The sequence below is a fragment of the Silvania hatchlandensis genome (genome assembly GCF_025564065.1).
Lineage (GTDB): Bacteria > Pseudomonadota > Gammaproteobacteria > Enterobacterales > Enterobacteriaceae > Enterobacter > Enterobacter hatchlandensis.
The window spans coordinates 46,851-72,870 of the sequence record NZ_JAMGZK010000043.1 but is presented as its reverse complement, the minus strand read 5'-3'; the positions used below and the strand labels follow the sequence as shown (position 1 = coordinate 72,870).

Sequence of the window (26,020 nt, the reverse complement as noted above, 5' to 3'; positions counted from 1 at the left end):
TAAGAAAAGGGAAGGGTCATGGCTATTCATTTTCGTCGTAGTGCGTTACAGGCTGGCATTGCCGTACTGCTGTCTTCTGCGTTTTCGGTCCAGGCGGCGGATGTGCCGCAGGTTAACGTCACCGTTACCGACAAACAGTGCGAGCCGATGAGCATCACCGTCAACAGCGGTAAAACCCAGTTCATCATTCAGAACCACAGCCAGAAAGCGCTGGAGTGGGAGATCCTCAAAGGGGTAATGGTGGTGGAAGAGCGAGAGAATATCGCGCCGGGCTTTAGCCAGAAGATGACCGCTAACCTGCAGCCGGGCGAATATGACATGACCTGCGGCCTGCTGACCAACCCGAAAGGCAAACTGATCGTCAAAGGTGAAGCCACCGCTGATGCAGCCAAAGGTGAAGCCCTGCTGAGCCTCGGCGACGCGATTACGGCCTATAAAGCCTACGTCACCAAAGAGACTGCGAATCTCGTTGCCGGCACCAAAGCCTTTACCGACGCGGTGAAAGCGGGCGATATCGAGAAAGCCAAATCCCTGTACGCACCGACGCGCCAGCACTACGAGCGTATCGAACCGATTGCCGAGCTGTTCTCGGATCTCGACGGCAGCATCGATGCCCGTGAAGATGATTACGAGCAGAAAGCCGCCGATCCGAAATTCACCGGCTTCCACCGTCTGGAAAAAGCGCTGTTTGGCGATAACTCCACCAAAGGGATGGAGCAGTATGCGGAGCAGCTGAACAGCGACGTGCTGGATCTGCAAAAGCGCATCAGCGAGCTGGCCTTCCCACCGTCAAAAGTGGTGGGTGGCGCGGCGGGTCTGATTGAAGAAGTGGCCGCCAGCAAAATCAGCGGCGAAGAAGACCGCTACAGCCACACCGATCTGTGGGACTTCCAGGCCAATATCGAAGGTGCGCAGAAGATTGTTGACCTGCTGCGTCCGCAGCTGCAAAAAGATAACAGCGCGCTGCTGGCGAAAGTGGATGCCAACTTCAAGAAAGTCACCACCATTCTGGCGAAGTACCGCACCAAAGACGGCTTTGAAACTTACGACAAGCTGACCGATGCCGACCGTAACGCGCTGAAAGGGCCAATCACCACCCTGGCAGAAGATCTGGCGCAGCTGCGCGGCGTTCTGGGTCTGGACTAAGCACCATGAACAAGCACGATGACAACGACGTTGCTGAACCTTCACGACGTCGGTTGCTGAAAGGGGTGGGGGTGCTTGGCGGCGCCCTTGCCTTCGCCGGTGGCTGCCCGGTGGCGCACGCGGCCAAGCCGCAGAGCGCGCCGGGCACGCTCTCCCCGGAGGCGCGCATGGAAACGCAACCGTTCTACGGGCCGCATCAGGCCGGGATTTTAACCCCGCAGCAGGCGTCGATGATGCTGGTGGCGTTTGATGTGCTGGCCAGCGATAAAAGCGAGCTGGAACGTCTGTTCCGCCTGCTGACCCAGCGCATTGACTTTCTTACCACCGGCGGACCGGCGCCCGACACGCCGAACCCGCGCCTGCCGCCGATGGACTCCGGCATTCTGGGTGCCTTTATCGCCCCGGATAACCTGACGATGACGGTATCGCTCGGGGCATCGCTGTTTGATGCTCGCTTCGGGCTGGAAAAGCACAAGCCGAAAGCGCTGCAGAAGATGGTGCGTTTTCCGAATGATTCGCTGGATGCGGCCCTGTGCCACGGCGATCTGCTGATCCAGATCTGCGCCAACACCCAGGATACGGTGATCCACGCCCTGCGGGATCTGATCAAGCACACCCCGGATCTGCTGAGCGTGCGCTGGAAGCGGGAAGGGTTTATCTCTGACCACGCGGCGCGCAGCAAGGGCAAAGAGACGCCGGTGAATCTGCTCGGCTTTAAGGACGGCACCGCCAACCCGGACAGCCGCGACGCGATGCTGATGGATAACGTGGTGTGGGTGACCGCTGAACAGGGCGAACCGGCCTGGGCGGTGGGCGGCAGCTATCAGGCTATCCGACTCATTCAGTTCCACGTCGAGTTCTGGGACCGTACGCCGCTTAAGGAGCAGCAGACTATCTTTGGCCGCGACAAGCACAGCGGGGCACCGCTGGGGATGAAAAACGAGCACGACGTGCCGGACTACGCCCGCGATCCACACGGCGACACCATCGCCCTCGACAGCCATATTCGTCTGGCGAACCCGCGCACTAAGGAGACGGAAGCAAACCTGATGATGCGCCGGGGCTACAGCTATTCGCTGGGGGTGACCAACTCGGGTCAGCTGGATATGGGGCTGCTGTTTGTCTGCTATCAGCACGACCTTGAGAAGGGCTTTTTGACCGTCCAGAAGCGCTTAAACGGCGAGGCGCTGGAAGAGTACATCAAGCCGATTGGCGGGGGCTATTTCTTTGCCCTGCCGGGCGTGCGTGATAAGAACGACTGGCTCGCACAGGGGCTACTGAAGGCCTGAAACCTGTCCCGCTCGCCCTGAGCGGGACAGCTATTTAAGATTGTTTTGCTGTTGTTATATTTCTGTAATATTTTTCTATCACACTCTCCAGAACTGTAGGGTGAGTCTTAAAAGTTGCACTCAGGTAAAATAAATGTTGCATTTATGATAAATCCTGTTGTACTTATTTTAAGACAGCGGTAAACACCTACGGTGATGATCAATCACTTTGGAGATCGCGAATGGTTGGGTCCTCTACTGGACAAGGTAAACGAAACAACCGCAGCACCCGGCGCGGAGGCCCCACCTCCGGCAGCGATCTCTTCGCCACAAAATTCTCCCCCTCCACAGCGCATCCTGATTTCTCCGACCCGCCGAATGGTGAGCATAGCGATTCGGTCGTGTCACCTAACCAAGAAAGCTCTGGCTTAAAAGGAAGCCAACCCTCAGATGTTCGTTCGCCTAATCGCGCCAATGGCGCGAGTGATGAATACCAACAACTCAAGGTGCTATCCATGGGAAGACAAAAAGCAGTGATCAAAGCTCGTCGCGAAGCAAAACGTGTGCTGAGACGGGATTCACGCAGCCATAAACAGCGTGAAGAAGAATCGGTCACCTCGCTTGTGCAGATGAGTGGCGTAGAAGCAATTGGCATGGCGCGGGACAGCCGTGATATGTCCCCAATTGCCCCACGCAATGACGCTCAGGCGCAGTACCTGAATGCTATCGAGAGTAAGTCGCTTATCTTTGCAACCGGTGAAGCCGGATGCGGGAAGACCTGGATAAGTGCAGCCAAAGCGGCAGAAGCTCTGATTCATAAGGATGTTGAGAAGATTATTGTCACCCGTCCGGTACTGCAGGCCGATGAAGATCTCGGCTTCTTGCCCGGCGATATTTCGGAGAAGTTTGCCCCGTACTTCCGGCCCGTCTATGACGTGCTGGTGAAGCGACTCGGTGCATCCTTTATGCAGTACTGCCTGCGCCCTGAAATCGGTAAGGTAGAAATTGCGCCGTTCGCCTATATGCGCGGACGTACATTTGAAAATGCAGTTGTGATTCTCGACGAGGCTCAGAACGTAACTGCTGCGCAGATGAAGATGTTTTTAACGCGCCTCGGGGAAAACGTTACGGTTATCGTTAACGGCGACATTACCCAGTGTGACCTGCCTCGCGGCGTCAAATCCGGCTTAAGCGATGCAATGGCACGTTTTGTTGAAGATGATATGGTGGGAATTGTGCAGTTTACCAAAGACGACTGCGTGCGCTCGGCACTCTGCCAGCGGACGCTGAACGCCTACTATTGATTTTGATACATTGTGCAAAGCCCGGGAAACCGGGCTTTGTTTTTTGTGCGGCCGCTTTATTCCCTCTCCCGTGGGGAGAGGGATCCCCACAAAAAAATTGGCACGGTCGGCCCCCTCTCCATTCAGGGAGAGGGTTGGGGTGAGGGGGAGCATGCGGCTCCGGTGGTGGTTCCGTTCACTTTAAGTTCTGTGCTTCTCTGTCAGTCGCATCACCCGTGAACGTGCCAGGGCGGCTCTCTCTTTCGGGGACGTATAAATGAAAAAAAAGCCCGTACTTGCGTACGAGCTCTTTCTAAATATGGCGGTGAGAGAGGGGTTCGAACCCTCGATACGTTGCCGTATACACACTTTCCAGGCGTGCTCCTTCAGCCACTCGGACACCTCACCGTATTGTTCGCTGCCTTTCCTCTCGGGGGCAACGGGGCGCTACTATAGGCAGTCAGGCCAAAACGGTCAAGCATATTTTATGCATTAAGACCTGTTCGGTTAAGCAATAATCAGCTCCACGGTTTTTTACACCGTGGAGCGGGGTATTAGCGCTGCGAATCGAGCACTTCTCTATTTTTTACCACCTCTTGTGCTTTGCTGTAGCTTTCAATCAGCAACTGATAGGCCGGGAAGATATGCGTGTAGACCTCCGCCCACTCAGCAGCATCTTCACGATTCCAGCTGCGCTGGATCTCAGAGGCGACCGCGGCGGTATCCATCGGTACGACACCCGCCTGAACCACCCGCGCCAGAGTTATCTCCTGCGCCATTTTGCTGTAGGTGCCCGAGGCATCAATAACCGCAAACACTTTATAACCGTCAGCCACCGCGCTGATCGACGGGAAAGCCATGCACACGCTGGTGATGGTGCCAGCAATGATCAGCGTATTCCGCCCGGTTGCTTTTACGGCGGCAACGAATTCCGGGTTATCCCAGGCATTGATTTCACCTTTGCGTGCGACATACTGCGCATGCGGAGCGTTAGCGTGGATCTCCGGGATTAACGGCCCGTTTGGCCCTTGCGGTACCGAGGCGGTGGTTATTACCGGAATATTCGCCAGGGTAGCTATTTTGGCCAGTGCCGCCGCGTGGGCACGCAGCTCTGGCATCGGCATGTCTCCGACGGTCTGAAACAGTCCGCTCTGGTGATCGATAAGCAGCATCACCGCATCATTCGCATCAATGACCGGACGCGCACCTTTAAAATTTGCTGGGGTAGACATTATCTTCTCCTTTACTCTCTTCAGATCTGGCCAAAGCGGCCGGAATTGAAATCGCTTATCGCTTCCGCGATTTCGCTTTTGCTGTTCATCACGAACGGACCATAGCCGACAATCGGTTCGTTCAGCGGCTCCCCGGCCATCAGCAGCACTTTGGCATCACTGCTGGCTTCCAGATGTACCTTTTCTCCTTCCTGGCTCAACACCACCAGCTGTGCTTCGCTGGCCTTCGCCGTTCCGTTTACGACGACGCTGCCTTCAAGCACTACCAGCGCGGTGCTCCAGCCTGCAGGCTGCTCGAGCGTCAGATGGCTTCCCTGGCGCAGCGCGATGTCCCAGACATTCAGGGGTGAGAAGGTATGCGCAGGCCCCGCCACGTCACCGTAACGACCGGCGATCACGCGCAGTTCACCGCTGTTATCCGGTAACGCCACCACCGGGATCGCGTTTTTGGTGATGCTCTGATAGCCCGGTGCCGCCATTTTGTCCTTCGCGGGCAGGTTGACCCACAGCTGCATCATTTTGAGCTCGCCACCCTGTTGGGCGAAGGCGCTGGAGTGAAATTCCTCGTGCAGGATCCCGGCTCCGGCGGTCATCCACTGAACGTCTCCCGGGCCAATCACGCCGCCTTTCCCCGTCGAGTCGCGATGCTCCACTTCTCCGGAATAGACAATAGTGACCGTTTCAAAGCCACGGTGCGGGTGCTCACCCACCCCGCGTTTCGCGCCGTCAGCCGGGAAGTTGTGCGGACCCGCGTAATCCAGCAGTAAAAACGGGCTCAGCGGCTCGCCGTGAGTCTGGTAAGAAAACATGGAACGTACCGGGAAACCGTCGCCAACCCAGTGCGGACGGGGGGCTGTGTAGACGCCAGTGATGTTTTTCATTTTCTTCTCCTGATGTTCGGTTGATGCTATTAGCTTATATTCAGCTTTAATTTCGCGGTAGAGTGTGAAAATGACATTCACAGTTCCATAAATGGAACGATGAGGGTGGTATGCAGGATCTCAACGACTTTGTCTGGTTCGTGAAAGTGGTCGATTACGGTGGTTTTGCGGCGGCGGGCAGGGCGCTCGATCAGCCAAAATCCAAACTGAGCCGCCGGATTGCCCAGTTGGAAGCACGACTTGGGGTGCGCTTAATCCAGCGCACTACGCGGCAGTTTACCGTGACCGAGGTGGGGCACACTTTCTATCAGCACTGCAAAGCGATGCTGATAGAAGCCGAGGCGGCAGAAGAAGCCGTTGCGGCGCTGCAGGCGGAACCGCGCGGCATGGTCAGGATCACCTGTCCGGTGACGATCCTGCATGTTCACGTTGGGCCGATGCTGGCGCGCTTTATGGCCCGCTATCCGGGGATCAACCTGCAGCTCGAAGCCACCAATCGCCGGGTGGACCTGGTGGCCGAGGGGATTGATATCGCCATCCGCGTGCGTCCGCGCCCGTTTGATGACAGCGATCTGGTGCTGCGGGTGCTGGCCGACCGGGGACATTGCCTGGTCGCAGGCCCCCATCTGATTGAGAGCAGGGGTAAACCGGCTATGCCCGCCGAGCTCAGCCAATGGCCAGGGTTGAGTATGGGGGCCGGTAAGCAGGTGCATAAGTGGGAACTGCATGGCCCGGATGGGGCGAAGGCCGAGATCCATTTTACGCCGCGCTTAGTGACCACCGACATGCTGGCACTGCGTGAAGCGGCCATGGCGGGCGTTGGCGTGGTGCAGTTACCCATCTTAATGGTGAAAGACCAGCTTGCGTCAGGAGCGTTGGTCAGGGTGCTCGAACAATGGGAGCCGCGACGAGAAGTGATTCATGCCGTGTATCCGTCCCGGCGTGGGTTATTGCCGTCGGTGAAGACTCTGGTGGATTTTTTGACCGAGGAATATGCAAGGATAGTGGAGGAGTGACGCCTGATGGCGGTGAGAGAGGGGCGTATAAATGAAAAAAAAGCCCGTACTTGCGTACGAGCTCTTCTTCAAATATGGCGGTGAGAGAGGGGCTGACTCGCTTCGCTCGCCCTGCGGGCAGCCTGTTCGCTACGCTCTCAGTCTGTCCAACTGGCTACAGCCAGTTGTCGAACCCTGGTCGAGGATTCTCGCCCCTCTCTTTCGGGGGCATATAGATGAAAAAAAAGCCCGTACTTGCGTACGAGCTTTTTCTCGAATATGGCGGTGAGAGAGGGGTTCGAACCCTCGATACGTTGCCGTATACACACTTTCCAGGCGTGCTCCTTCAGCCACTCGGACACCTCACCGTATTGTCATCCCGTTGTTGCTGGGACGGGCGCTAATGTAAGAAAAAGCCGTTCCGGCGTCAATCACCTTTTTCAGTTAATTAGCGTGTTTAGACAAACTTCGAGCAACATGATTTCTAAATGTGCTGAAAGTGACTTTTTTATCGACAACGACCTCGGCGTAAAAGTTTGCTAAGCTGCAAGGCACTTGAAAATGAACATAAAACCGCACAAAGAAGGCAATCGCAATGGACATCATTTTTTATCATCCGACCTTTGATACTCAATACTGGCTAAAAGCGCTGTTGACGGCGCTGCCGGGCGCGCGGGTGCGCGAGTGGAAGCGCGGCGATAACCAACCGGCAGATTATGCACTGGTGTGGCATCCGCCGGTGGAGATGCTGCAGGGACGGGATCTGAAAGCGGTCTTTGCGCTGGGCGCCGGGGTGGACTCGATCCTCAGTAAACTGAAAGCGCACCCGGATATGCTGGCCGACAATATCCCGCTGTTCCGCCTCGAAGACACCGGCATGGGCGAGCAGATGCAGGAGTACGCGGTGAGCCAGGTGCTGCACTGGTTCCGTCGCTTTGATGATTACCAGGCGTTAAAACAGCAGGCGCGCTGGGAGCCGCTGACAGATTATCAACGTGAAGATTTTACCATCGGTATCCTTGGTGCCGGGGTGTTGGGCTCGAAAGTGGCCGAAGCGCTGGCACCGTGGGGCTTTCCGCTGCGCTGCTGGAGCCGCACACGTAAGGACTACCCAGGCATCACCAGCTTTGCGGGGGCAGACGAACTGTCACCGTTTTTACAGGGAACGCGGGTGCTGATTAACCTCCTGCCCAATACCGCCGAGACGGTCGGTATCATCAACCGCGGTCTGCTTAACCAACTGGCGGATAATAGCTACGTGATGAATCTGGCGCGCGGCGTGCATCTGGTGGAGGCCGACCTGCTGAAAGCCCTGGAGAGCGGGAAGCTGAAAGGCGCAATGCTGGATGTCTACAGCAAAGAACCCTTACCACCAGAAAGCCCGCTCTGGGCACACCCGCGCGTGGCGATGACCCCGCACGTTGCGGCGGTGACCCGTCCTGCAGAGGCGGTGTCGTATATTGCCCGCACCATTACCCATCTGGAGCAGGGTGAGTCGGTGACCGGGCGCGTTGACCGCCAGCGGGGCTATTGAGTAAACCCGGCGGTTGCCGGGTTTTTGCTAATAAACGCCCGTGATAGCTGCTATCCTTTGGGAAACACGAGAGGAGAGAATGATGTATCCCGTTGACCTGCATATGCACACCGTCGCCAGTACCCACGCCTACAGCAATCTTCATGACTACATCGCCCAGGCCAGGCTTAAGAACATTAAGCTCTTTGCGATCACCGATCATGGTCCTGATATGGCGGATGCGCCGCACTACTGGCACTTTGTGAATATGCGCATCTGGCCGCGTCTGGTTGATGGCGTCGGGATCCTGCGCGGGATCGAAGCCAACATCAAAAACACGCAGGGTGAAATTGATTGTACCGGCCCGATGCTGACCTCTCTGGATCTGATTCTTGCCGGTTTCCATGAGCCGGTTTTTGCCCCACAGGACAAAGCCACCCATACCGAAGCGATGATTGCCACCATCGCCAGTGGTAATGTACATATCATCAGCCATCCGGGGAATCCGAAGTTCCCGATTGATATCCAGGCCGTGGCGCAGGCCGCCGCGAAGCATCGCGTGGCGCTGGAAATCAATAACTCCTCCTTTATCCACTCCCGTAAGGGCAGTGAAGCGAACTGCCTGGAAGTTGCTGCGGCGGTGCGTGATGCAGGCGGCTACGTGGCGCTGGGATCCGATTCCCATACCGCGTTTACGCTGGGAGATTTTAGCGAATGCCGTAAGATCCTCGATGAGGTGGCGTTCCCGGAAGATCGAATTCTGAACGTCTCTCCCCGCCGTTTACTGAATTTCCTGGAGTCGCGTGGTATGGCTCCGATCGCCGAATTTGCCGAACTTTAACTGTGTAATGGACTCAACAAATGAATGAATTTTCCATCCTCTGCCGCGTACTGGGCTCGCTGTATTACCGTCAGCCGCAGGATCCGCTGCTGGTACCGCTCTTTACCCTGGTGCGCGAAGGCAAGCTGGCACAGAACTGGCCGCTTGAACAGGATGATCTGCTGCAGCGTCTGCAAAACAGCTGCGACATGCAGCAAATTGCGGCCGACTATAACGCGCTGTTTGTCGGCGAAGAGTGTCGCGTTCCGCCTTACCGTTCAGCCTGGGAAGAGGGCGCGACCGAAGCCGAAGTGCGTGCTTTCCTCTCTGCGCGCGGGATGCCGCTGACCGATACCCCTGCCGATCACATCGGCACCTTGCTGCTGGCGGCATCGTGGATTGAAGACCATTCTGCAGAAGATGAAAACGAAGCGCTGGAGACCCTGTTCGCCGAGTTCATTTTGCCCTGGTGCGCGGCGTTTCTCGGCAAGGTCGAAGCCCATGCTACCTCGCCATTCTGGCGCACTATGGCACCGCTAACCCGCGATGCCCTGGCGGCAATGTGGGACGAGCTGCAGGAAGAGAATGAAGAGTGATTTAGATCACTGTTTGAATGTAACAGCTTCTCTCATTCTACATATTATGTGTTTCTGATCTCATTTCCTCGGCGCGTATCTGCTAAGATGCGCGCCATGAACATACTCTTTTCTATAGCACTGACCACCGGCATCCTTTCCGGGATCTGGGGTTGGGTCGCGGTTTCGTCAGGACTTCTCAGCTGGGCGGGCTTTTTGGGCTGCACGGCGTATTTCGCCTGTCCGCAGGGCGGGTTGAAGGGGTTCTTTATCTCTGCCTGCACGCTGATGAGCGGCGTCGCCTGGGCGATGATCATTATCCATGGCAGTGCGCTGGCACCGCATCTGGAAATCTTCGGCTATATGATGACCGGCGTGGTGGCATTTTTAATGTGTATCCAGGCGAAACACCTGCTGCTGTCGTTCGTCCCCGGGACCTTCATGGGCGCCTGTGCGACCTTCGCAGGGCAGGGTGACTGGCGTCTGGTCGTGCCTTCTCTGGCGCTGGGGCTGGTGTTTGGCTACGCGATGAAAAACAGCGGGCTGTGGCTGGCAGCCCGGCGGGATAAGGCGAACAACGCGGCGGCGCTGAGCAAATAAAAAAGGCGAGACTGAGGTCTCGCCTTTTTAATGCGCTTTCTGTCAGGATTCCGGAGGCATTGACATCTCGCGGTATTTCACCAGAACATCGTTTTTCACTTCATTCTTGTTTTGCAGATCCCATAAGCCACGATCGATACCGTCGTTAATCAGGAAGATGACCCCGGTCTCGATAGCCGACATCAGGCAGAGCATCACCGGCTCGTTAGAGGTATAGCCAATTTCGCCTTCCAGCAGTCGTTGGTAGTCGATGAAACGGAACACCCCAGCCTGCACTTCATACGAGAGAATCGTTTTACTGGTTGTCACTGAAGAGAGGATCTCGCCGGTACTGACGTTGACCACGCGCAGGTTCACCGCAATCTGGTCAAGCTGGTACTGCGTATCACCGCCGATACCGAAGTAACGCGCCCCCACACCGCCCGACTTGACGTTACTTTCGTAACCGATAATCGACCCTTCAACCATGACGTTAGCCGCCGTGAGTGAATGCAGTGGAATACGGTTGTTCATTGCCACGGTACCGTTATCCTGCGCGGCACGAATAATTTTGCGTTCGTTGAGCAGGTTTTGCAGTCCCTGACGCTCCAGAGGAATAAACCAGCGAGAGTCCTTTAACGCGGTGACCAGCATTGCGGTGGCGCTCTGCGGGACAGCTGTCGAGAAGTTACTTGCCGGATAAGGTTTAAACTGTCCAGTTTCGTCCTGGATATTATAAACCGACACATAAATCTTACCGGTAGGTAGCGGAAGTTTCGTGAGATCGCGATAACTCTGCGCCCGTGGCATTAATGTCGGTTTCGCGGCTTCTTTTGGCGGAGCAGTTAAACAACCGCTCAATAAGCACACTGCAATAAGGATGAGAAAGCGCTGCATGATTATTGTCCTTATCTCGACATTATTTAAAAGTCGGTAGAATTATTTTGCAAGCCGGAAACCTGAATGGTGGATGTTTTCCCCGTTTTCCGGTCCGTCACGTTCAACTGCAATTGCCCGTCAGTGTTAGCGATGTCGACAATGAACTCGCTGGTGACCATGCGACCGGGTTTACCCGTGTTGATATTGGTTAACAGCCCGCCCAGAACCTGGGACTGAATGGCCTGGGTAAAGTTATCCAGCGCGCTTGGCGTTTCAATACCAAAGTCGTCGTCCATGCTTGGGTCTTTATAAGAGTTTTGCGCCTGAGCACCATTTAAAAGGTAAGCGCCGTTATTTGGATTACCACCAAAGTTTGGATTACGAAACTGGAACGTCATATTTCCGGCCCAACTTAATGATGGAATAAGCACTAGAGCAATAACTGCATATACAACACGCATGAATGCCTCCGAATTAAAACTCGTCTTGCGCTAAATCGCCGGTACCCAGCAGAGCCTTATCAATCTGCAGACGATTTATTGCTTCTTCGGTTTGAGCCAGAGCAAAGACCACGTTTTGATCAAGGTCTTGTTTCGTGGGATATAAAAAAGTCTGGAAAATAACGTCCTGATTTACCGTTATTGTGATCCAACTTCCCCAACGTGCACTGGGCCGTTCGTTGATCGTTAAATTACCTGGATAAGTACTTTCCCATTTGTCGCTGAACGCTCGGTAAAAAGCATGCCCGACAGATGAGACTGTGTGGTCAGTTAACAATCCAGGGATCTCCACCTCAACTGCATGAAGATTCCCGGCGGCAAGCCAGATACCTGCCGCGGCAATCCATCTCATCGTGCGTTTCATACTGTTAACGCCTGAGGTTATCATTCGCCCATGAAACCGCCTGAGTCCGGTTTTTAACAGCTATCTTCTTGAAAAGATTATAAAGATGGGTCTTAACCGTATTTTCACTGATAAATAACGAACGGGCGATTTCAATATTTGAAGCTCCGATGCGTAATTTATTCAGAATTTCTTTTTCGCGATGGGTCAGCAAAGCAGACTCTGAACTGTTGTAGCGATAATTTCCGGAATGGGTGATGAGATAACTGGCCAGTTTCTGCGAAAAGTAGCATTCACCGCGCAGAACCCCTTGCAGTCCCTCCACCACGCGTGCCTCATCCTCATTGGCGTAAAAGACGCCGTTAATATGCGGCCAGCTTTCTATATCCCGGAATGGATACTCTTCTGGAGTATTCAATAACAACACGCGGATGTTATTGTTTTTTCTGCTTAAAATATCCTGCCAGTATTGGATAAGTTTTTTATCCGCTTCCATCATATCGAAAAGAATAATGCTGCCAGGCGCTATATCATCGAAAGAGCGTTGAATGCTATGCAATTTTCCGCTCAATGTCAGACTATGCTTTAAATGCTGTAATAACGCTGTAGCCTGTAAAGAAGGTTTGGTGACCAACAATAATGTCTGACCATGCAAGGTATGGACTTCATTAAACATGATGAAACCCCTTTTTGGGACACCTGCCAGTTGCCCCCGATATATTTCGGGGGCTCCAGAAGCACTGACAGATGTGGCACTGCTGTGTGAAGAAGAGAAACCATACCCCTCATAAGGGAGGGAAAATATTTTAAGATAATGCTGAACTTCTGATTTCAATCTAGCCATTACGTTTTTTAAAGCAAGTGTTAAACGTGTAACAGGATGTAAAATTCAATATTATTTTGTAAAAAACAACTTCCCGAATTGCTTAGATTTCAGCATAAAGTTGTACATGTTGTTATTGATGCACACATTTAAAAAATCATACAAATTATATTAATTCATTGTTTTTGTTGAATAATATATTTTGTAAATTATTATAAGGAAGGTATGAGCGTCGCCAAAAAGCTAAGCCTATTTTTACACTGTGTAAACGTCTTAAGAAATCAGGTGCGTTGTCACAGAGTTAGCGATATATCGGTCAAACGGGCCTGGAGGGCAGGCGAAACGGCAAGTCAGTGCTTTTCCTGCTATTCATTTCTGAATTTTACATTTGCCTTTTTTTAACTCCCTGAAAAGTCACCAACCCCAACAGCTGTTTTATTTTATTTAATACTTTGGGGTGACCATAGGAATAAAAATACAACTGGCGGGTGAGATATTTAAATTGTTTCGGCAGACATACTCTTCATCGTAACGCCGGGTTAACAAAATATTCAGCGTTGTTAACACAGGTTATTTATTTCCACCAGGTCCAGGGTGACAACATGAAGAACAAGCTGTTATTGATGTTTGCATTACTGGGTGCACCTGGCGTCGTTTTCGCAACCAATGATTTGGCAGCTTCAGAATACAATTTCGCGGTTAATGAATTGAGTAAATCTTCATATAACCAGTCCGCCATCGTTGGGCAATACGGTGTGAATAATAGCACCAATGTTCGTCAGGATGGATCGAAATTGCTGTCTGTCGTATCACAGGAAGGCGGAAACAACCGTGCGAACATCGATCAATCAGGCAGTTATAACCTTGCCTATATTGATCAGACGGGCAACGGGAACAATGCGAGTATTAAACAAGGTGCATTTGGTAATACCGCGATGATTATTCAGAAAGGTTCTGGTAACAAAGCGAATATTACTCAGTACGGTACTCAAAAAACGGCAGTTGTAGTGCAGAGACAGTCGCAGATGGCAATTCGCGTTATCCAACGCTAGCTATTTAGTGATGAGTTAAATCAATCCGATGGGGGCTTTACGATGAAACTTTTAAAAGTGGCAGTAATTGCAGCAATCGTAGTTTCTGGCAGCGCAATGGCGGGTTCGATTCCTCAATGGGGTGGTAACCACGGTAATAATAATGGTCCAGATGAAAAGCTGACCGTTTATCAATACGGTGGTAATAACCTCGTTAACTCCTTGCAAAGTGATGCACGTGATTCAACCATTGACGTCAGACAGCATGGCTTCGGCAACACGGCTGATCTCTCTCAGGGCGCAGATGACAGCACCATCGATCTGAATCAACGTGGCTTTGGTAACTCCGCTACTGTAAGTCAGTGGACCGGTAAAAACCTGAGTGTTGATGTATCGCAGTCTGGTGGCCGTAACGCGGTAGACATTCGTCAAACCGCAAACGGCTCTGAAGCGAACATCACCCAGGTTGGCTTCGGTAACAGAGTTAACGCTGGCCAGTACTAAGGCTACGTTGTTCGATAAAAAACAGGGCCTGTGCCCTGTTTTTTTTTGGGAGAAGATAATGAATACGCTTTTACTGCTTGCGGCGCTCACCAGCCAGATTACCTTCCAGACCGCCACTGAAGGCGAAATGTTGACCATTATTCCCCAGGTGACCGTGACCGAACCGTGCCTGTGTCAGGTGCAGATTGTCACCACACGCACCGGACCGGGTGGGCAGAGCAACTCGAGCCAGCGCAATACCCTCTCGTTACCGGCCAATAAAACCATCAATCTCTCGCGCATGACCCTCAATTCCGGGCCGAATGACAGGATCAACGTTATTGTAACGGTGTCGGACGGTAAATCTCTACATATCACGCAGCAGTGGCCACCATCAAAAACCTGACGCGCAAAACATTCATAAGATCAATGTATTGAATGATGTAGCGAAAATGTTAACGCGTAGCTATGCTGTTATTGCTGGCATCACCGATGCCCGTCGGCACTGATCAAAGATGCGTGCTGTTTAATCATCAGGGAAGATTATCAATAAGGGTCACGCTGATGGTTGCCTCCGCCGTAAAACGGGCTGCGGGTCTTGCCCTGATGGGTGTTGTTACACTCTTACCTGCATTTGGTGCGGCCTCGTCGCAGACGGGGACGATTCATTTTTATGGCCAAATTGTTGAAGCCCCGTGCATCATCTCTCCGGAAGCCGGCACGATTGCGGTTTCCTGCCCGCAGGATAAAAACATGCTAACCCGACGGGTAAGCTATACCCAGGCGTTGGATAGCGCCGCGGTCTTCCCGGAACGCGCTGCAATAAGCATGACCTGGATTAACCCGGAGAAATCTCTCGGTATCGTGCAGGTTGATTACCGCTAAAACAGGCCTCTCCTGCCACGGCGGGAGAGGATTTCTAATTTGCATGCTTTCACAAGCCCCCCTCTGCGATACACTTAAGAAAAAACAGCAGGCAGAGGTTATCTATGTTATCTCGCATTGAAGTCTTTCAGGGTGATATCACCACGCTGCACGTCGACGTGCTGGTCAATGCAGCAAATCCCTCGTTGATGGGCGGCGGCGGCGTGGATGGCGCGATCCACCGGGCGGCCGGTCCTGCTCTGCTGGAGGCCTGCAAGCTGGTACGCCAGCAGCAGGGAGAGTGTGCTCCTGGACAGGCGGTGATTACCCTGGCAGGAGATTTACCGGCGAAAGCGGTGATCCACACTGTTGGTCCTGTCTGGCAGGGCGGCGACCATCACGAAGCACGCATTCTCGAAGATGCCTATCGTAACTGCCTCAATCTGGCGGCGGCCAATGGCTACAAGACTCTGGCGTTCCCGGCCATCAGCACCGGGGTATACGGTTTTCCACGCGTCGCGGCGGCCGAGATCGCTGTGAACACGGTTTCAGACTATCTCACCCGCAAGTCTCTGCCGGAGCGGGTATACTTTGTCTGTTATGATGAAGAAAATACCCGGCTTTACCAGCGACTGCTTACCCAACGAGGACAGGAAACCGACGCATAACACGCGACTGGGGCGTGCCATTGCGCCGGTCAGTTCTGCACATCCGGGTTTGTGTGGCATTCTCCCCCTTGATAACAGTCTGGATGCCTTCGCCTGCCGCTACCGGCTGGCGGAGATGGCGGAAAAAACGCTCGACGTTCAGTACTACATCTGGGAAGACGATATGTCCGGGCGGCTGTTGTTCTCCGTGTTACTGTCTGCCGCCACGCGTGGCGTGCGGGTGCGCCTGCTGCTGGATGACAACAACACCCAGGGACTGGATGCGATCCTGCGTCTGCTTGATGCCCATCCCAATATTGCGGTTCGCCTGTTTAATCCCTTTTCGTTTCGCACCCTGCGCGCACTAGGATATCTCACCGATTTTGCCCGGCTGAATCGCCGGATGCACAACAAAAGCTATACCGTCGATGGGGAAGTGACCATTATTGGTGGCCGAAACGTCGGTGATGCTTATTTTGGCGCCGGTGAGGAGCCGCTGTTTTCCGATCTGGATGTGATGGCCACCGGCCCGGTAGTGCAGGACGTTGCCGACGATTTTGAACGTTACTGGAACTGCGCCTCGGTCTCCACGCTCCGGCAGGTGCTGGAACTGTCAGAGGCCGAAATAAAGCAAAAAATCGACCCGCCGGATGACTGGTATCAGGACGAGATTACCCGTCGTTACCTGGATAAACTGCAGTCCAGCGAATTTATTACCCATCTCGAGGCGGGAACGCTGCCGCTTATCTGGGCCAAAACCCGGCTACTCAGTGACGATCCGCGAAAAGGGCAGGGCAGAGCAAAGCGCCACTCCTTGCTGCCCCAGCGTCTGCTGGATGTGATGGGCTCCCCGGTACAGCAAATCGACATCATCTCGTCCTATTTTGTCCCGACCCGTGCGGGCGTGGCGCTGCTGCTGCAGATGGTGCGCAAGGGCGTCAAGGTCGCTATCCTCACCAATTCGCTGGCTGCTAACGACGTCGCCGTGGTGCACGCCGGCTACGCCCGATGGAGAAAGAAGCTGTTGCGTCATGGGATTGAATTGTACGAGCTAAAACCGACCCAGGAAGGTGTCCCGGTGGTGCACGACCGCGGGATCACCGGGAACTCTGGCTCCAGCCTGCATGCGAAAACGTTCAGTATCGATGGCGAGAAAGTGTTTATCGGTTCCCTTAATTTTGATCCCCGTTCAACGATGCTCAATACCGAAATGGGCTTTGTGATTGAAAGCGAAGCGTTAGCAAAACTGATCCACACCCGTTTTGTGCGCAGCCAGCGGCAGGAAGCCTGGCAACTGCGGCTGGACAGATTTGGCCGGCTTAACTGGGTTGAGCACAAGGAGGGGCAAGAGGTCGTTCTGAAGAAAGAGCCGAAGACCCGCTTCTGGCAGCGGGTGCTGGTGCGGCTTACGTATTGGCTGCCGGTGGAGTGGCTGCTGTAAACGCGGTGCCGGTGCAGTGACCGGCGCACGGCGCGTTAGCTGGCAGGCTGCTGACTCTTATCGACTTTAGTCGCCGGTTTACCGGAAAACAGGAACCGTAGCAGCGGAATGCGCAGATGAATTTCGTACAGCGCAATCGCAATGCCCACCACAAATATTAACCCGGCGGTAAAGCCCAGCAGGTTTGAATTGATATGCGGCGTGATATAGGCCCCGAAGAACAGCGTCAGCGGGTGGTGTACCAGATAAATAAACAGGGATGCATTCACGAAATAGGTCACGCGTGCCGATTTAAAATTCAGCAGACGATGCCCCAGAGAGAAGACCACGTTAACCATCCACAGGCCCAGCAGCATGGTGATCACGCTTTCAGTTTCGTACATCCAGGCATCGCCGCTGCCATACCGCTGATTCAGCAGATAGGCGATAAACGCCAGTCCCGCCCCGAGAGTACAGCCGCGTGATGGCGTGGTGAACAGGGTTTTCAGCTGCGGATGAACAAAAGCCAGCGCGCCAAGGATAAAGAAAGGCAAATAGTAGAGGGTCTGCATCACCACAAAGTTAAACAGCCCGTCGCTCAGTATCGGCGGATAAACCATAAACAGCGTGCGGCGAAGCCCGGCGTAGGCAATGCCCACCAGTAAAAACAGCACCGAGAGTTTGCCGTAAGTCATATTGGCAAAAAAGGTCTCTGAACGGGTGCTCAGGTGGCGGCGCATGCGGCTGAACAACCACAGGCTGAGGGTCGTCATCACCACCAGCACCAGCAGAAACCATAGGTGCGACACCAGTTCCCAGGCAAGCGTGTTGTATTTTTCGTACAGCGACAGGTTTTGCCAGTTATCCGCTTTACCTTTCACATACTGCAGCATGATGAACTGCGGCAGCGTCAGCAGGGGAATGGCGGTGAGCATCGGGATGCCGACCCGTTCGACGCGCACTTTCCACCAGCGTTTCAACGGATAGCGCAAGAACAGCATGTAGGAAAAGTAGCCGGAAATAACGAAAAAGACCTGCATGCGGAATGAGTGGATAAAATCGTTAAACAGCGTCAGCCACCACGAGGTCTCTGTGCTATTGACGTGCCAGACGTGGCTCGAATAGATCAAGGAGATGTGAAACGGGATCCCCAGCAGCATGAGCCAGGCCCGAATAGAATCAAGGAAATATTCGCGTTGTGCAGGTATGGTACTCATATAACGTTGTGCATTCTCAGACTTTTCGTCTTATCCATAAGACCAATAGTGTTTACATTCGGAGCCAACCCTACACGAAGTCCGACACACTGTCTCCAGGATAAGCACGCAAAGTGAATACGGGTTGCTTTCACTTGCTTAATCCATGAGCCAGCGCGCTTAACAAAGCGGTGATTATGTTGTCGGATTACCTGATTTTCCATTAAAATGGATCGGATCGATATAAGCACACAAAGGGGGAAGTGCTTACTTATTATGAAACATAAACTACAAATGATGAAAATGCCTTGGTTAGGGGCAGCAGTATTGTTGTCTCTGTATACCTCATCGGCCTGGTCTTTTAACATCGACGACGTCGCAAAACAGGCGAAAACGATGGCAGGCAAGAGCTACGAGGCACCAAAAAGTAACTTGCCCTCCGTTTTCCGTGATATGAAATATGCGGACTATCAGCAGATCCAGTTTAATCACGATAAAGCTTACTGGAACAAAATCAAAACCCCGTTCAAGCTTGAGTTTTATCATCAGGGGATGTACTTCGACACGCCGGTCACCATCAATGAAGTGACCTCCACCGCGGTACGCAAAATTAAGTACAGCCCGGATTACTTTAATTTCGGTGACGTACAGCACGATAAAGACACCGTCAAAGATCTCGGTTTCGCGGGCTTCAAAGTCCTCTATCCCATCAACAGTAAAGATAAGAACGACGAAATTGTCAGCATGTTGGGGGCGAGCTATTTCCGCGTCATCGGTGGCGGCCAGGTGTACGGTCTTTCTGCCCGTGGTTTGGCGATCGATACCGCGCTGCCTTCCGGGGAAGAGTTCCCGCGTTTTCGTGAGTTTTGGGTTGAACGTCCAAAACCCACCGACAAACGTCTGACTATCTATGCGCTTCTGGACTCACCGCGTGCCACCGGCGCGTATCGTTTTGTGATCATTCCGGGCCGCGACACCGTGGTTGACGTGCAGTCTAAAGTCTACCTGCGCGATAAAGTCGGCAAGCTGGGCGTTGCCCCGCTGACCAGTATGTTCCTGTTTGGGCCTAACCAGCCTTCGTCGGTCTCTAACTTCCGTCCGGAGCTGCATGACTCCAACGGTCTGTCGATTCTGGCCGGTAACGGCGAGTGGATCTGGCGTCCGCTGAACAACCCGAAACACCTGGCGGTAAGCAGCTTTAGCATGGAGAACCCGCAGGGGTTTGGTCTGCTGCAGCGTGGTCGTCAGTTCTCCCGCTTTGAAGATCTGGACGATCGTTACGATCTCCGCCCAAGCGCCTGGATCACCCCGAAAGGCGAGTGGGGCAAAGGCAAAGTTGAGCTGGTAGAAATCCCAACCAACGATGAGACCAATGACAACATCGTCGCCTACTGGACGCCGGATCAGCTGCCGGAAGCCGGGAAAGAGATGAACTTCAACTACTCCATCACCATGAGCCGCGATGAAGACAAGCTGCACGCCCCTGAGAGCGCTTACGTCACCCAGACGCGCCGCTCCACCGGGGATGTGAAACAGTCGAATCTGATCCGTCAGCCTGATGGCACCATCGCCTTTGTGGTGGATTTCTCCGGCCAGGAGATGAAAAAACTGGCACCGGAGACCCCTGTCACCGCCCAGACGAGCATTGGCGACAATGGTGAAATCGTTGAAAACACTGTGCGCTACAACCCGGTCACTAAAGGCTGGCGTTTAACGCTGCGTGTGAAAGTCAAAGATGCCAAACAGCCGACTGAGATGCGAGCCGCGCTGGTGAACGTTGACCAGCCGCTGAGTGAAACCTGGAGCTATCAGCTACCTGCCAATGAATAAGACAACTGAATATATCGATGCCATGCCGCTGAGCGATATCGAGAAGGCGGCCCTGCCGAAGGGGGATCTCAGCGCGGTTCATACCGCGCTGGATGCTGACCATCATCCGTTTACCCGCGATGATGACACCCCGCTCGGCTCTGTAAAGAGCCGTCTCGAGCAGGCCTGGCCCGATTCGCTGGCTGAAGGTCAGTTGATTCGCGATGATGAAGGTCGTGCCCAGCTTCAGGCGATGCCGAAAGCGACGCGCTCTTCGATGTTCCCCGATCCCTGGCGCACCAACCCGGTGGGCCGTTTCTGGGATCGTCTTCGCGGTCGTGACGTCACTCCGCGCTATCTCTCCCGTCTGACCAAAGAGCAGCAGGCAAACGAGGAAAAATGGCGTACCGTCGGCAGTATTCGACGCTATATCCTGCTGCTGCTGACCATCGCGCAGACCGTCGTCGCCACCTGGTACATGAAGACCATTCTGCCGTACCAGGGCTGGGCGCTGATCAATCCGGCCGATATGTTTGGCCAGGATCTGCTGGTCTCGTTTATGCAGCTGCTGCCGTATATTTTACAAAGCGGCATTCTTCTGCTGTTTGCCATTCTCTTCTGCTGGGTGTCGGCCGGTTTCTGGACCGCGCTGATGGGCTTCCTGCAGCTGTTGATTGGCCGGGATAAGTACAGTATCTCCGCGTCGACGGTGGGGGATGAAGCACTCAATCCCGAACACCGTACCGCGCTGATTATGCCTATCTGTAACGAAGACGTGGATCGCGTTTTCGCGGGCCTGCGCGCCACCTGGGAGTCGGTAAAAGCGACCGGGAACGGCGCACATTTCGACGTCTACATCCTGAGTGACAGCTACAACCCCGATATTTGCGTGGCTGAGCAGAAAGCGTGGATGGAGCTGATCGCTGAAGTGCAGGGCGAAGGGCAGATTTTCTATCGCCGCCGCCGCCGCCGCGTGAAGCGTAAAAGTGGCAACATCGATGACTTCTGTCGTCGCTGGGGCAACCAGTACAGCTATATGGTGGTGCTGGACGCCGACTCCGTGATGACCGGCGACTGTCTGACCGGGCTGGTGCGTCTGATGGAAGCCAACCCGAATGCCGGGATCATCCAGTCCTCGCCGAAGGCGTCGGGCATGGATACTCTGTATGCGCGTTGCCAGCAGTTTGCTACCCGCGTCTACGGGCCGCTGTTTACTGCGGGCCTGCACTTCTGGCAGTTGGGCGAGTCCCACTACTGGGGGCACAACGCCATCATCCGCGTGCAGCCGTTCATTGAGCACTGTGCGCTGGCCCCGCTGCCGGGCGAAGGCTCGTTTGCCGGTTCGATTCTGTCGCATGACTTCGTAGAAGCGGCGCTGATGCGTCGTGCCGGTTGGGGGGTGTGGATTGCCTACGACCTGCCGGGCTCCTATGAAGAGCTGCCGCCGAACCTGCTGGATGAGCTGAAGCGCGACCGTCGCTGGTGTCACGGTAACCTGATGAACTTCCGCCTGTTCCTGGTGAAAGGTATGCACCCGGTACACCGTGCGGTGTTCCTGACCGGCGTCATGTCCTATCTCTCCGCGCCGCTGTGGTTTATGTTCCTCGCCCTGTCGACCGCGCTGCAGGTGGTGCATGCGCTGACTGAGCCGCAGTACTTCCTGCAACCGCGCCAGCTATTCCCGGTGTGGCCGCAGTGGCGTCCGGAGCTGGCGATTGCGCTGTTTGCTTCGACGATGGTGCTGCTGTTCCTGCCGAAGCTGCTCAGTATCATTCTGATCTGGTGCAAAGGCTCGAAAGAGTTCGGCGGTTTCTTCCGCGTGACGCTCTCTCTGCTGCTTGAAGTGCTGTTCTCGGTTCTGCTGGCACCGGTGCGTATGCTGTTCCACACCGTCTTCGTGGTCAGCGCGTTCCTCGGTTGGGAAGTGGTCTGGAACTCTCCGCAGCGTGACGATGACTCCACTCCGTGGAGCGAAGCCTTTATGCGCCACGGCTCGCAGATGCTGCTTGGTCTGGTGTGGGCTGTCGGCATGGCCTGGCTGGATCTGCGCTTCCTGTTCTGGCTGGCACCGATCGTCTTCTCGCTTATCCTGTCGCCGTTCGTGTCGGTGTTCTCCAGCCGTTCAACGCTGGGCTTGCGTACCAAACGCTGGAAGCTGTTCCTGATCCCGGAAGAGTACTCCCCGCCGCAGGTGCTGGTGGATACCGACAAGTATCTGGAGCTGAACCGCAGCCGTTCGCTGGAGGATGGATTTATGCACGCGGTGTTTAACCCGTCATTCAACGCCCTGGCAACCGCGATGGCAACGGCCCGCCACCGTGCCAGTAACGTGCTGGAGATTGCCCGCGATCGTCACGTGGAACAGGCTCTGAACGAGACGCCTGAGAAGCTGAACCGCGATCGTCGTCTGGTGCTGCTGAGCGACCCGGTCACGCTGTCACGTCTGCATTACCGCGTGTGGTCCGCCCCGGAGAAATACTCCTCCTGGGTAAACCACTACCAGACGCTGAAGATGAACCCGCTGGCGCTGAAGGTTAAATAGCCCCACCGGCAAATAAATACCGGCTCTTGAGCCGGTATTTTTTTATATTGAGGAAGGAATGAGAATACTCATTGTTATCATGATGGCGTTACTGCTGAGCGGCTGCGGCAGTATCATCAGCCGTGCCGTACCCGGACAGGGGCACGGCAATCAATATTATCCCGGCGTGCAATGGGATGTTCGCGACTCCGCCTGGCGCTATCTGACTGTGCTCGATCTGCCGTTTTCGCTGGTCTTCGATACGCTGCTGCTGCCGATAGACGCGCAGCATGGGCCTTATGAGTAACTAGCGCTCGTCCCACTCATCTGCTGCGGCTCGCCCCTCTTCGGTATCCAGCGGCGGTTCAAGCTGAAATTCACCCTCATCCCATTCATGCAGGGTGTTTTCTTCCAGCCACTCCTGACGCAGCTCAATTTCGTCAAAGTCATCATCAAAAACGGCCTGCGCCGCGGCGCCACTGAGTATCGGCAGACATTCGCCGTCTTCGCCCTCGTCGGCAAAGAATTCGGCCTGCCACATTATGTCGCCGTCCTGCAGGACATACTTTTGTATATTGAGTTGCTCAATATTCGCGTCCGTTTCCTCTACGCCGGTATTGTTGGCGAGGAACTCTTCGCGAGCGGCATCAATAGCCTCTTCCAGCGTGGCATACATAGTCATTAGCGTCTCCCTGTGATTTGACGAAGTATTCAGGGAAAGAATAGCTGATTCTCACTGTTTGCAAGTATGAATGCGGCGAAAGCCGTCACGGAGTTGTCTTAATCTGGTGCCGACTGCGGCTGACGGACTGCCCGCGACAGGCTGAGCCAGGAATAGAACACGTTGAACAGCACCACGCCGGCGGTAACGATAAACACCGTCCGGAAACCAAAGCTGGCAGCAATACCCGATCCCAGCAGCGGGCCAGTGACGTTGCCAATATCGCGAAACGACTGGTTATAGCTGAAGATGCGCCCGGCGATCTCCCGAGTGGAGTTGTACACCAGCAGCGTCTGGACGGCAGGCAGCAGGGCACCATCGGCCGCGCCGAGTAAGAAGCGCAATACCCCGAGCTGCCACGGCGTTTGCACCAGCGACATCGGAATCAACAGCAACACAGAGAACACCAGGGCGACGATCAGGATCCGCTCCGGGCCAATACGATCGCCCAGCTTCCCCAGTCGAGGGGCGCTGAGCAGCGCGGCCACGCCCGGCACGGAGGCGATCATCCCGCTGATAAACGCGATATTGCCGACGTTGCCTGCCAGGTCGCGCACGTACAACGTCAGGATCGGCGCAATCGAGCCGGTCGCCACCTGAATAATCAGGGTCGTGACAAACAGGCTTAACACCAGTTTGGGGTTTTTCAGCGAGGCGAAAACCTGCCTGGCATGCAGCATCTCTTTTTTAGCAACCGGGGTAAAATTCTCCCGGATGCAGAACCAGGTCAGCAGGAAGCAGACAAACAGCACCACGGCGGTAATAAAGAACACCGGGCGCAGACCGTAGCTGTCGGCCAGCAGCCCGCCTGCCAGCGGGCCGAGCAGCGCACCGCTCACCGCACCGGTTGACAGCGTCCCCAGCGCCCAGCCGCTTTTATGGCGCGGGATCTGCGTGGCGATCAGCGCGTTGGCGTTGGGTACAAACCCGCCCAGCAGCCCCAGCACCGCGCGCAAAATAAGAAATTGCCAGATGTTTTGCGCCATCCCCATCAGCAGCATGATGATCGCCATCCCCAGCGCTGAGCGCAGCAGCATGATTTTGCGCCCCTTGCGATCCGCCAGCCCGCCCCAGAAGGGGGAGGCAATGGCTGAGAAGAGGAAGGTGATGCTAAACACCAGCCCCGACCACATGTTCAGCGCGCTATGACCGCTGACGCCAAGCTGCTCGACGTACAGGGGGAGAAAAGGCATCACCAGGCTAAAGGCGGCACCGGTGAGAAAGCAGCCCAGCCAGACAACCGTCAGGTTACGTTGCCAGTTTATTGGCGTTTCTGAGGATGACATAACAATCCGCGTTCTGATGCGCGACGGCATCATTATGAATGAAGGTAGTAAGCCTGCTAATTATGCGCCTGGGTGATGATTGCTGCAATGGCAGAGGAGGTTAAAAACAGAAAGTAAACTGCGGCCACCGGGGCCGCAGGGGGAATTAATAGCGGGAAGGGACGCCTTCCGGGCGGGTTTTAAAGCGGCGATGCAGCCACATGTACTGCTCGGGTGCCATCAGGATGCATTTTTCGATGATGTCATTCATCCAGGCCGCGGTGGTTTTGGCGTCGTCCAGCGGAGGCGAACACTCCGGCTCCAGCATCATCAGCTCGTAGCCTTTGCCGTTGGCTTTACGGCGCGGGACAAACGGCACAATTGCCGCACTCGACAGCCGCGCCAGGGTCCAGGTGCCGCTGGTGGTGGCGGCATCGTCAACGGCAAAAAACGGCACGAAGACGCTGGCTGTTGGGCCATAGTCATGGTCAGGCGCATACCAGATCACTTCCCCGGATTTCAGCGCGCGGATCATCCCCTTCAGATCCTTACGATCGATCATGCTCTTGTTGGAACGCATCCGGCCTCGGGTCTGCAGCCAGTCGATCACCGGGTTGTCGTTCGGACGATAGACGCCGATACCGGGTGCCTGCATGCCGAACATGCGCGCGCCAATCTCGAGGGTCAGAAAATGAATCCCGATCAGCAGTACGCCAGTATTTTCCGCCTGCAGGGTGTGTACCGGCTCCATGCCAGCGCCGGTAACCTCCATCCAGCGGCTCATGCGTTTGTCTGACCAGAACCACGCCATCCCCGTTTCCATCAGTCCCATCCCGACCGATTCAAAATTTTTGACCACCAGGGCTTCGCGCTCTTGCTCGCTCATCTGCGGAAAGCAGAGTTCCAGATTGCGCCGGGCGATCCGGGTGCGACGGGTCATGAAACGCATGGCCAGATGACCAAGACCGCAGCCCAGACGATAAATCACCGGGTAGGGGAGTTGCACCAGTAACCATAATAAACCGATGCCAGCCCAGGTAAACCAGTGACGTGGATGCAGCAGCGCAATGGAGAATTTAGGTAAATGGGTCATACCGTTCCTTTTTTTATTCTGTCCTGTTGTCAGATTGTCGCATTTTTCGATTCATAACCAAAACTCATCGCGACGGAATGCTTATCAATGCGGCAAATGTTATGAGCCGATCACGCTAGAGAAAGAAATGTAG

The 26,020-nt window shown here is 54.6% G+C and carries 27 protein-coding genes, 2 tRNA genes and 1 other RNA gene; 17 read left to right on the top strand and 13 right to left on the bottom strand.

The window, feature by feature from the left end; all coding sequences use genetic code 11:
- Positions 1-18 precede the first annotated feature (18 nt).
- The 3 genes from efeO to phoH all read left to right on the top strand — a co-directional run bounded on the left by efeO (position 19) and on the right by phoH (position 3,718).
- Complete coding sequence (efeO, locus tag M8014_RS07060; protein WP_271281811.1) at positions 19-1,146, top strand: iron uptake system protein EfeO; 1,128 nt, start codon at positions 19-21, stop codon at positions 1,144-1,146.
- Positions 1,147-1,151: 5 nt separating this feature from the next.
- Positions 1,152-2,435, top strand: a complete 1,284-nt coding sequence (gene efeB, locus M8014_RS07055) for an iron uptake transporter deferrochelatase/peroxidase subunit (protein WP_271281810.1) — start codon at positions 1,152-1,154, stop codon at positions 2,433-2,435.
- A gap of 494 nt (positions 2,436-2,929) precedes the next feature.
- Positions 2,930-3,718: a phosphate starvation-inducible protein PhoH gene (gene phoH / locus M8014_RS07050; RefSeq protein ID WP_271281809.1), complete on the top strand. Its 789-nt coding sequence runs from the start codon at positions 2,930-2,932 to the stop codon at positions 3,716-3,718.
- Between the two features lie 299 nt (positions 3,719-4,017).
- On the opposite strand, the gene M8014_RS07045 is transcribed toward phoH, so the two are convergent.
- From M8014_RS07045 to M8014_RS07035, 3 genes are all read right to left on the bottom strand, one after another.
- A tRNA-Ser gene (locus M8014_RS07045) sits at positions 4,018-4,105 on the bottom strand.
- 146 nt (positions 4,106-4,251) lie between these two features.
- Entirely contained in the window at positions 4,252-4,929 is a 678-nt protein-coding gene (locus M8014_RS07040) for an isochorismatase family protein (protein ID WP_271281808.1), read from the bottom strand.
- A 20-nt stretch (positions 4,930-4,949) separates the two neighbouring features.
- The gene (locus M8014_RS07035) at positions 4,950-5,810 is read right to left on the bottom strand and encodes a pirin family protein (RefSeq protein WP_271281807.1); all 861 of its coding nucleotides are present in this window, start codon (positions 5,808-5,810) and stop codon (positions 4,950-4,952) included.
- Positions 5,811-5,920: 110 nt separating this feature from the next.
- Between M8014_RS07035 and M8014_RS07030 the strand changes: the two genes are divergently transcribed.
- A complete protein-coding gene (locus tag M8014_RS07030; protein WP_271281806.1) occupies positions 5,921-6,826 on the top strand; it encodes a LysR family transcriptional regulator in 906 nt (301 codons plus the stop codon).
- A gap of 75 nt (positions 6,827-6,901) precedes the next feature.
- Here the strand turns inward: M8014_RS07030 and M8014_RS07025 are convergent.
- Together M8014_RS07025 and M8014_RS07020 are read right to left on the bottom strand one after the other, a co-directional pair.
- A non-coding RNA gene (locus M8014_RS07025) (RtT sRNA) lies at positions 6,902-7,039 on the bottom strand.
- 46 nt (positions 7,040-7,085) lie between these two features.
- Positions 7,086-7,173 (bottom strand) — tRNA-Ser (locus M8014_RS07020).
- A 227-nt stretch (positions 7,174-7,400) separates the two neighbouring features.
- On the opposite strand from M8014_RS07020, the gene ghrA reads away from it, so the two are divergent.
- The 4 genes from ghrA to M8014_RS07000 all read left to right on the top strand — a co-directional run bounded on the left by ghrA (position 7,401) and on the right by M8014_RS07000 (position 10,313).
- Positions 7,401-8,339, top strand: a complete 939-nt coding sequence (gene ghrA / locus M8014_RS07015; RefSeq protein WP_271281805.1) for a glyoxylate/hydroxypyruvate reductase GhrA — start codon at positions 7,401-7,403, stop codon at positions 8,337-8,339.
- A gap of 82 nt (positions 8,340-8,421) precedes the next feature.
- Positions 8,422-9,159, top strand: a complete 738-nt coding sequence (locus M8014_RS07010) for a phosphatase (protein ID WP_271281888.1) — start codon at positions 8,422-8,424, stop codon at positions 9,157-9,159.
- A gap of 20 nt (positions 9,160-9,179) precedes the next feature.
- Positions 9,180-9,734 (top strand): TorD/DmsD family molecular chaperone, encoded by a 555-nt coding sequence (locus tag M8014_RS07005; protein ID WP_271281804.1) that lies wholly within the window; start codon positions 9,180-9,182, stop codon positions 9,732-9,734.
- Positions 9,735-9,821: 87 nt separating this feature from the next.
- Positions 9,822-10,313 carry a DUF1097 domain-containing protein gene (locus M8014_RS07000; RefSeq protein WP_271281803.1) on the top strand — a complete coding sequence of 164 codons (492 nt, stop codon included), beginning with the start codon at positions 9,822-9,824 and terminating at the stop codon, positions 10,311-10,313.
- A 42-nt stretch (positions 10,314-10,355) separates the two neighbouring features.
- Here M8014_RS07000 and csgG read toward each other — a convergent pair whose 3' ends face one another.
- From csgG to csgD, 4 genes are read right to left on the bottom strand one after another with little or no spacing between them, the layout of a single operon-like run.
- Positions 10,356-11,189, bottom strand: a complete 834-nt coding sequence (gene csgG, locus M8014_RS06995; protein WP_271281802.1) for a curli production assembly/transport protein CsgG — start codon at positions 11,187-11,189, stop codon at positions 10,356-10,358.
- A 26-nt stretch (positions 11,190-11,215) separates the two neighbouring features.
- Positions 11,216-11,632: a curli production assembly/transport protein CsgF gene (gene csgF, locus M8014_RS06990; RefSeq protein ID WP_271281801.1), complete on the bottom strand. Its 417-nt coding sequence runs from the start codon at positions 11,630-11,632 to the stop codon at positions 11,216-11,218.
- Between the two features lie 13 nt (positions 11,633-11,645).
- Positions 11,646-12,035: a curli production assembly/transport protein CsgE gene (gene csgE, locus M8014_RS06985; RefSeq protein WP_271281800.1), complete on the bottom strand. Its 390-nt coding sequence runs from the start codon at positions 12,033-12,035 to the stop codon at positions 11,646-11,648.
- Between the two features lie 4 nt (positions 12,036-12,039).
- Positions 12,040-12,690 (bottom strand): biofilm master transcriptional regulator CsgD, encoded by a 651-nt coding sequence (gene csgD / locus M8014_RS06980; protein WP_271281799.1) that lies wholly within the window; start codon positions 12,688-12,690, stop codon positions 12,040-12,042.
- Between the two features lie 749 nt (positions 12,691-13,439).
- Between csgD and csgB the strand changes: the two genes are divergently transcribed.
- The 6 genes from csgB to M8014_RS06950 all read left to right on the top strand — a co-directional run bounded on the left by csgB (position 13,440) and on the right by M8014_RS06950 (position 17,303).
- On the top strand, positions 13,440-13,889 hold the full coding sequence (gene csgB / locus M8014_RS06975; RefSeq protein ID WP_271281798.1) for a curli minor subunit CsgB: 450 nt from the start codon (positions 13,440-13,442) through the stop codon (positions 13,887-13,889).
- Between the two features lie 42 nt (positions 13,890-13,931).
- Positions 13,932-14,372 (top strand): curli major subunit CsgA, encoded by a 441-nt coding sequence (gene csgA / locus M8014_RS06970; protein WP_271281797.1) that lies wholly within the window; start codon positions 13,932-13,934, stop codon positions 14,370-14,372.
- Positions 14,373-14,430: 58 nt separating this feature from the next.
- Positions 14,431-14,757, top strand: a complete 327-nt coding sequence (gene csgC / locus M8014_RS06965) for a curli assembly chaperone CsgC (RefSeq protein ID WP_271281796.1) — start codon at positions 14,431-14,433, stop codon at positions 14,755-14,757.
- 158 nt (positions 14,758-14,915) lie between these two features.
- Positions 14,916-15,236 (top strand): type 1 fimbrial protein, encoded by a 321-nt coding sequence (locus M8014_RS06960; RefSeq protein WP_271281795.1) that lies wholly within the window; start codon positions 14,916-14,918, stop codon positions 15,234-15,236.
- A 104-nt stretch (positions 15,237-15,340) separates the two neighbouring features.
- Positions 15,341-15,883, top strand: coding sequence for an O-acetyl-ADP-ribose deacetylase (gene ymdB, locus M8014_RS06955; RefSeq protein WP_271281794.1), 543 nt, complete (start codon positions 15,341-15,343; stop codon positions 15,881-15,883).
- Positions 15,819-17,303 carry a phospholipase D family protein gene (locus M8014_RS06950; RefSeq protein ID WP_271281887.1) on the top strand — a complete coding sequence of 495 codons (1,485 nt, stop codon included), beginning with the start codon at positions 15,819-15,821 and terminating at the stop codon, positions 17,301-17,303. Before ymdB ends, M8014_RS06950 begins: the two co-directional genes overlap by 65 nt.
- A gap of 35 nt (positions 17,304-17,338) precedes the next feature.
- On the opposite strand, the gene mdoC is transcribed toward M8014_RS06950, so the two are convergent.
- Complete coding sequence (gene mdoC, locus M8014_RS06945; RefSeq protein ID WP_271281793.1) at positions 17,339-18,499, bottom strand: glucans biosynthesis protein MdoC; 1,161 nt, start codon at positions 18,497-18,499, stop codon at positions 17,339-17,341.
- Positions 18,500-18,772: 273 nt separating this feature from the next.
- Here mdoC and mdoG point away from each other — a divergent pair, with 273 nt between their 5' ends.
- From mdoG to M8014_RS06930, 3 genes are read left to right on the top strand one after another with little or no spacing between them, the layout of a single operon-like run.
- Positions 18,773-20,308: a glucans biosynthesis protein MdoG gene (mdoG, locus tag M8014_RS06940; protein WP_271281792.1), complete on the top strand. Its 1,536-nt coding sequence runs from the start codon at positions 18,773-18,775 to the stop codon at positions 20,306-20,308.
- Entirely contained in the window at positions 20,301-22,829 is a 2,529-nt protein-coding gene (gene mdoH, locus M8014_RS06935) for a glucans biosynthesis glucosyltransferase MdoH (RefSeq protein WP_271281791.1), read from the top strand. Before mdoG ends, mdoH begins: the two co-directional genes overlap by 8 nt.
- A 58-nt stretch (positions 22,830-22,887) precedes the next feature.
- Complete coding sequence (locus M8014_RS06930; protein WP_271269548.1) at positions 22,888-23,115, top strand: YceK/YidQ family lipoprotein; 228 nt, start codon at positions 22,888-22,890, stop codon at positions 23,113-23,115.
- On the opposite strand, the gene M8014_RS06925 is transcribed toward M8014_RS06930, so the two are convergent.
- From M8014_RS06925 to M8014_RS06915, 3 genes are all read right to left on the bottom strand, one after another.
- Positions 23,116-23,490: a MysB family protein gene (locus tag M8014_RS06925; protein WP_271281790.1), complete on the bottom strand. Its 375-nt coding sequence runs from the start codon at positions 23,488-23,490 to the stop codon at positions 23,116-23,118.
- A gap of 98 nt (positions 23,491-23,588) precedes the next feature.
- Positions 23,589-24,815 carry a multidrug efflux MFS transporter MdtG gene (gene mdtG / locus M8014_RS06920; protein WP_271281789.1) on the bottom strand — a complete coding sequence of 409 codons (1,227 nt, stop codon included), beginning with the start codon at positions 24,813-24,815 and terminating at the stop codon, positions 23,589-23,591.
- 145 nt (positions 24,816-24,960) lie between these two features.
- Positions 24,961-25,887, bottom strand: coding sequence for a Kdo(2)-lipid IV(A) acyltransferase (locus M8014_RS06915; RefSeq protein ID WP_271281788.1), 927 nt, complete (start codon positions 25,885-25,887; stop codon positions 24,961-24,963).
- Between the last annotated feature and the right edge of the window lie 133 nt (positions 25,888-26,020).

What these genes read in the sequence shown, in the direction of transcription:
- efeO (WP_271281811.1), top strand. Translation starts at nt 19, where the DNA reads ATGGCTATTCATTTTCGTCGTAGTGCGTTACAGGCTGGCATTGCCGTA.
- efeB (WP_271281810.1), top strand. Translation starts at nt 1,152, where the DNA reads ATGAACAAGCACGATGACAACGACGTTGCTGAACCTTCACGACGTCGG.
- phoH (WP_271281809.1), top strand. Translation starts at nt 2,930, where the DNA reads ATGGGAAGACAAAAAGCAGTGATCAAAGCTCGTCGCGAAGCAAAACGT.
- M8014_RS07040 (WP_271281808.1), bottom strand. Translation starts at nt 4,929, where the DNA reads ATGTCTACCCCAGCAAATTTTAAAGGTGCGCGTCCGGTCATTGATGCG.
- M8014_RS07035 (WP_271281807.1), bottom strand. Translation starts at nt 5,810, where the DNA reads ATGAAAAACATCACTGGCGTCTACACAGCCCCCCGTCCGCACTGGGTT.
- M8014_RS07030 (WP_271281806.1), top strand. Translation starts at nt 5,921, where the DNA reads ATGCAGGATCTCAACGACTTTGTCTGGTTCGTGAAAGTGGTCGATTAC.
- ghrA (WP_271281805.1), top strand. Translation starts at nt 7,401, where the DNA reads ATGGACATCATTTTTTATCATCCGACCTTTGATACTCAATACTGGCTA.
- M8014_RS07010 (WP_271281888.1), top strand. Translation starts at nt 8,422, where the DNA reads ATGTATCCCGTTGACCTGCATATGCACACCGTCGCCAGTACCCACGCC.
- M8014_RS07005 (WP_271281804.1), top strand. Translation starts at nt 9,180, where the DNA reads ATGAATGAATTTTCCATCCTCTGCCGCGTACTGGGCTCGCTGTATTAC.
- M8014_RS07000 (WP_271281803.1), top strand. Translation starts at nt 9,822, where the DNA reads ATGCGCGCCATGAACATACTCTTTTCTATAGCACTGACCACCGGCATC.
- csgG (WP_271281802.1), bottom strand. Translation starts at nt 11,189, where the DNA reads ATGCAGCGCTTTCTCATCCTTATTGCAGTGTGCTTATTGAGCGGTTGT.
- csgF (WP_271281801.1), bottom strand. Translation starts at nt 11,632, where the DNA reads ATGCGTGTTGTATATGCAGTTATTGCTCTAGTGCTTATTCCATCATTA.
- csgE (WP_271281800.1), bottom strand. Translation starts at nt 12,035, where the DNA reads ATGAAACGCACGATGAGATGGATTGCCGCGGCAGGTATCTGGCTTGCC.
- csgD (WP_271281799.1), bottom strand. Translation starts at nt 12,690, where the DNA reads ATGTTTAATGAAGTCCATACCTTGCATGGTCAGACATTATTGTTGGTC.
- csgB (WP_271281798.1), top strand. Translation starts at nt 13,440, where the DNA reads ATGAAGAACAAGCTGTTATTGATGTTTGCATTACTGGGTGCACCTGGC.
- csgA (WP_271281797.1), top strand. Translation starts at nt 13,932, where the DNA reads ATGAAACTTTTAAAAGTGGCAGTAATTGCAGCAATCGTAGTTTCTGGC.
- csgC (WP_271281796.1), top strand. Translation starts at nt 14,431, where the DNA reads ATGAATACGCTTTTACTGCTTGCGGCGCTCACCAGCCAGATTACCTTC.
- M8014_RS06960 (WP_271281795.1), top strand. Translation starts at nt 14,916, where the DNA reads ATGGTTGCCTCCGCCGTAAAACGGGCTGCGGGTCTTGCCCTGATGGGT.
- ymdB (WP_271281794.1), top strand. Translation starts at nt 15,341, where the DNA reads ATGTTATCTCGCATTGAAGTCTTTCAGGGTGATATCACCACGCTGCAC.
- M8014_RS06950 (WP_271281887.1), top strand. Translation starts at nt 15,819, where the DNA reads ATGAAGAAAATACCCGGCTTTACCAGCGACTGCTTACCCAACGAGGAC.
- mdoC (WP_271281793.1), bottom strand. Translation starts at nt 18,499, where the DNA reads ATGAGTACCATACCTGCACAACGCGAATATTTCCTTGATTCTATTCGG.
- mdoG (WP_271281792.1), top strand. Translation starts at nt 18,773, where the DNA reads ATGATGAAAATGCCTTGGTTAGGGGCAGCAGTATTGTTGTCTCTGTAT.
- mdoH (WP_271281791.1), top strand. Translation starts at nt 20,301, where the DNA reads ATGAATAAGACAACTGAATATATCGATGCCATGCCGCTGAGCGATATC.
- M8014_RS06930 (WP_271269548.1), top strand. Translation starts at nt 22,888, where the DNA reads ATGAGAATACTCATTGTTATCATGATGGCGTTACTGCTGAGCGGCTGC.
- M8014_RS06925 (WP_271281790.1), bottom strand. Translation starts at nt 23,490, where the DNA reads ATGACTATGTATGCCACGCTGGAAGAGGCTATTGATGCCGCTCGCGAA.
- mdtG (WP_271281789.1), bottom strand. Translation starts at nt 24,815, where the DNA reads ATGTCATCCTCAGAAACGCCAATAAACTGGCAACGTAACCTGACGGTT.
- M8014_RS06915 (WP_271281788.1), bottom strand. Translation starts at nt 25,887, where the DNA reads ATGACCCATTTACCTAAATTCTCCATTGCGCTGCTGCATCCACGTCAC.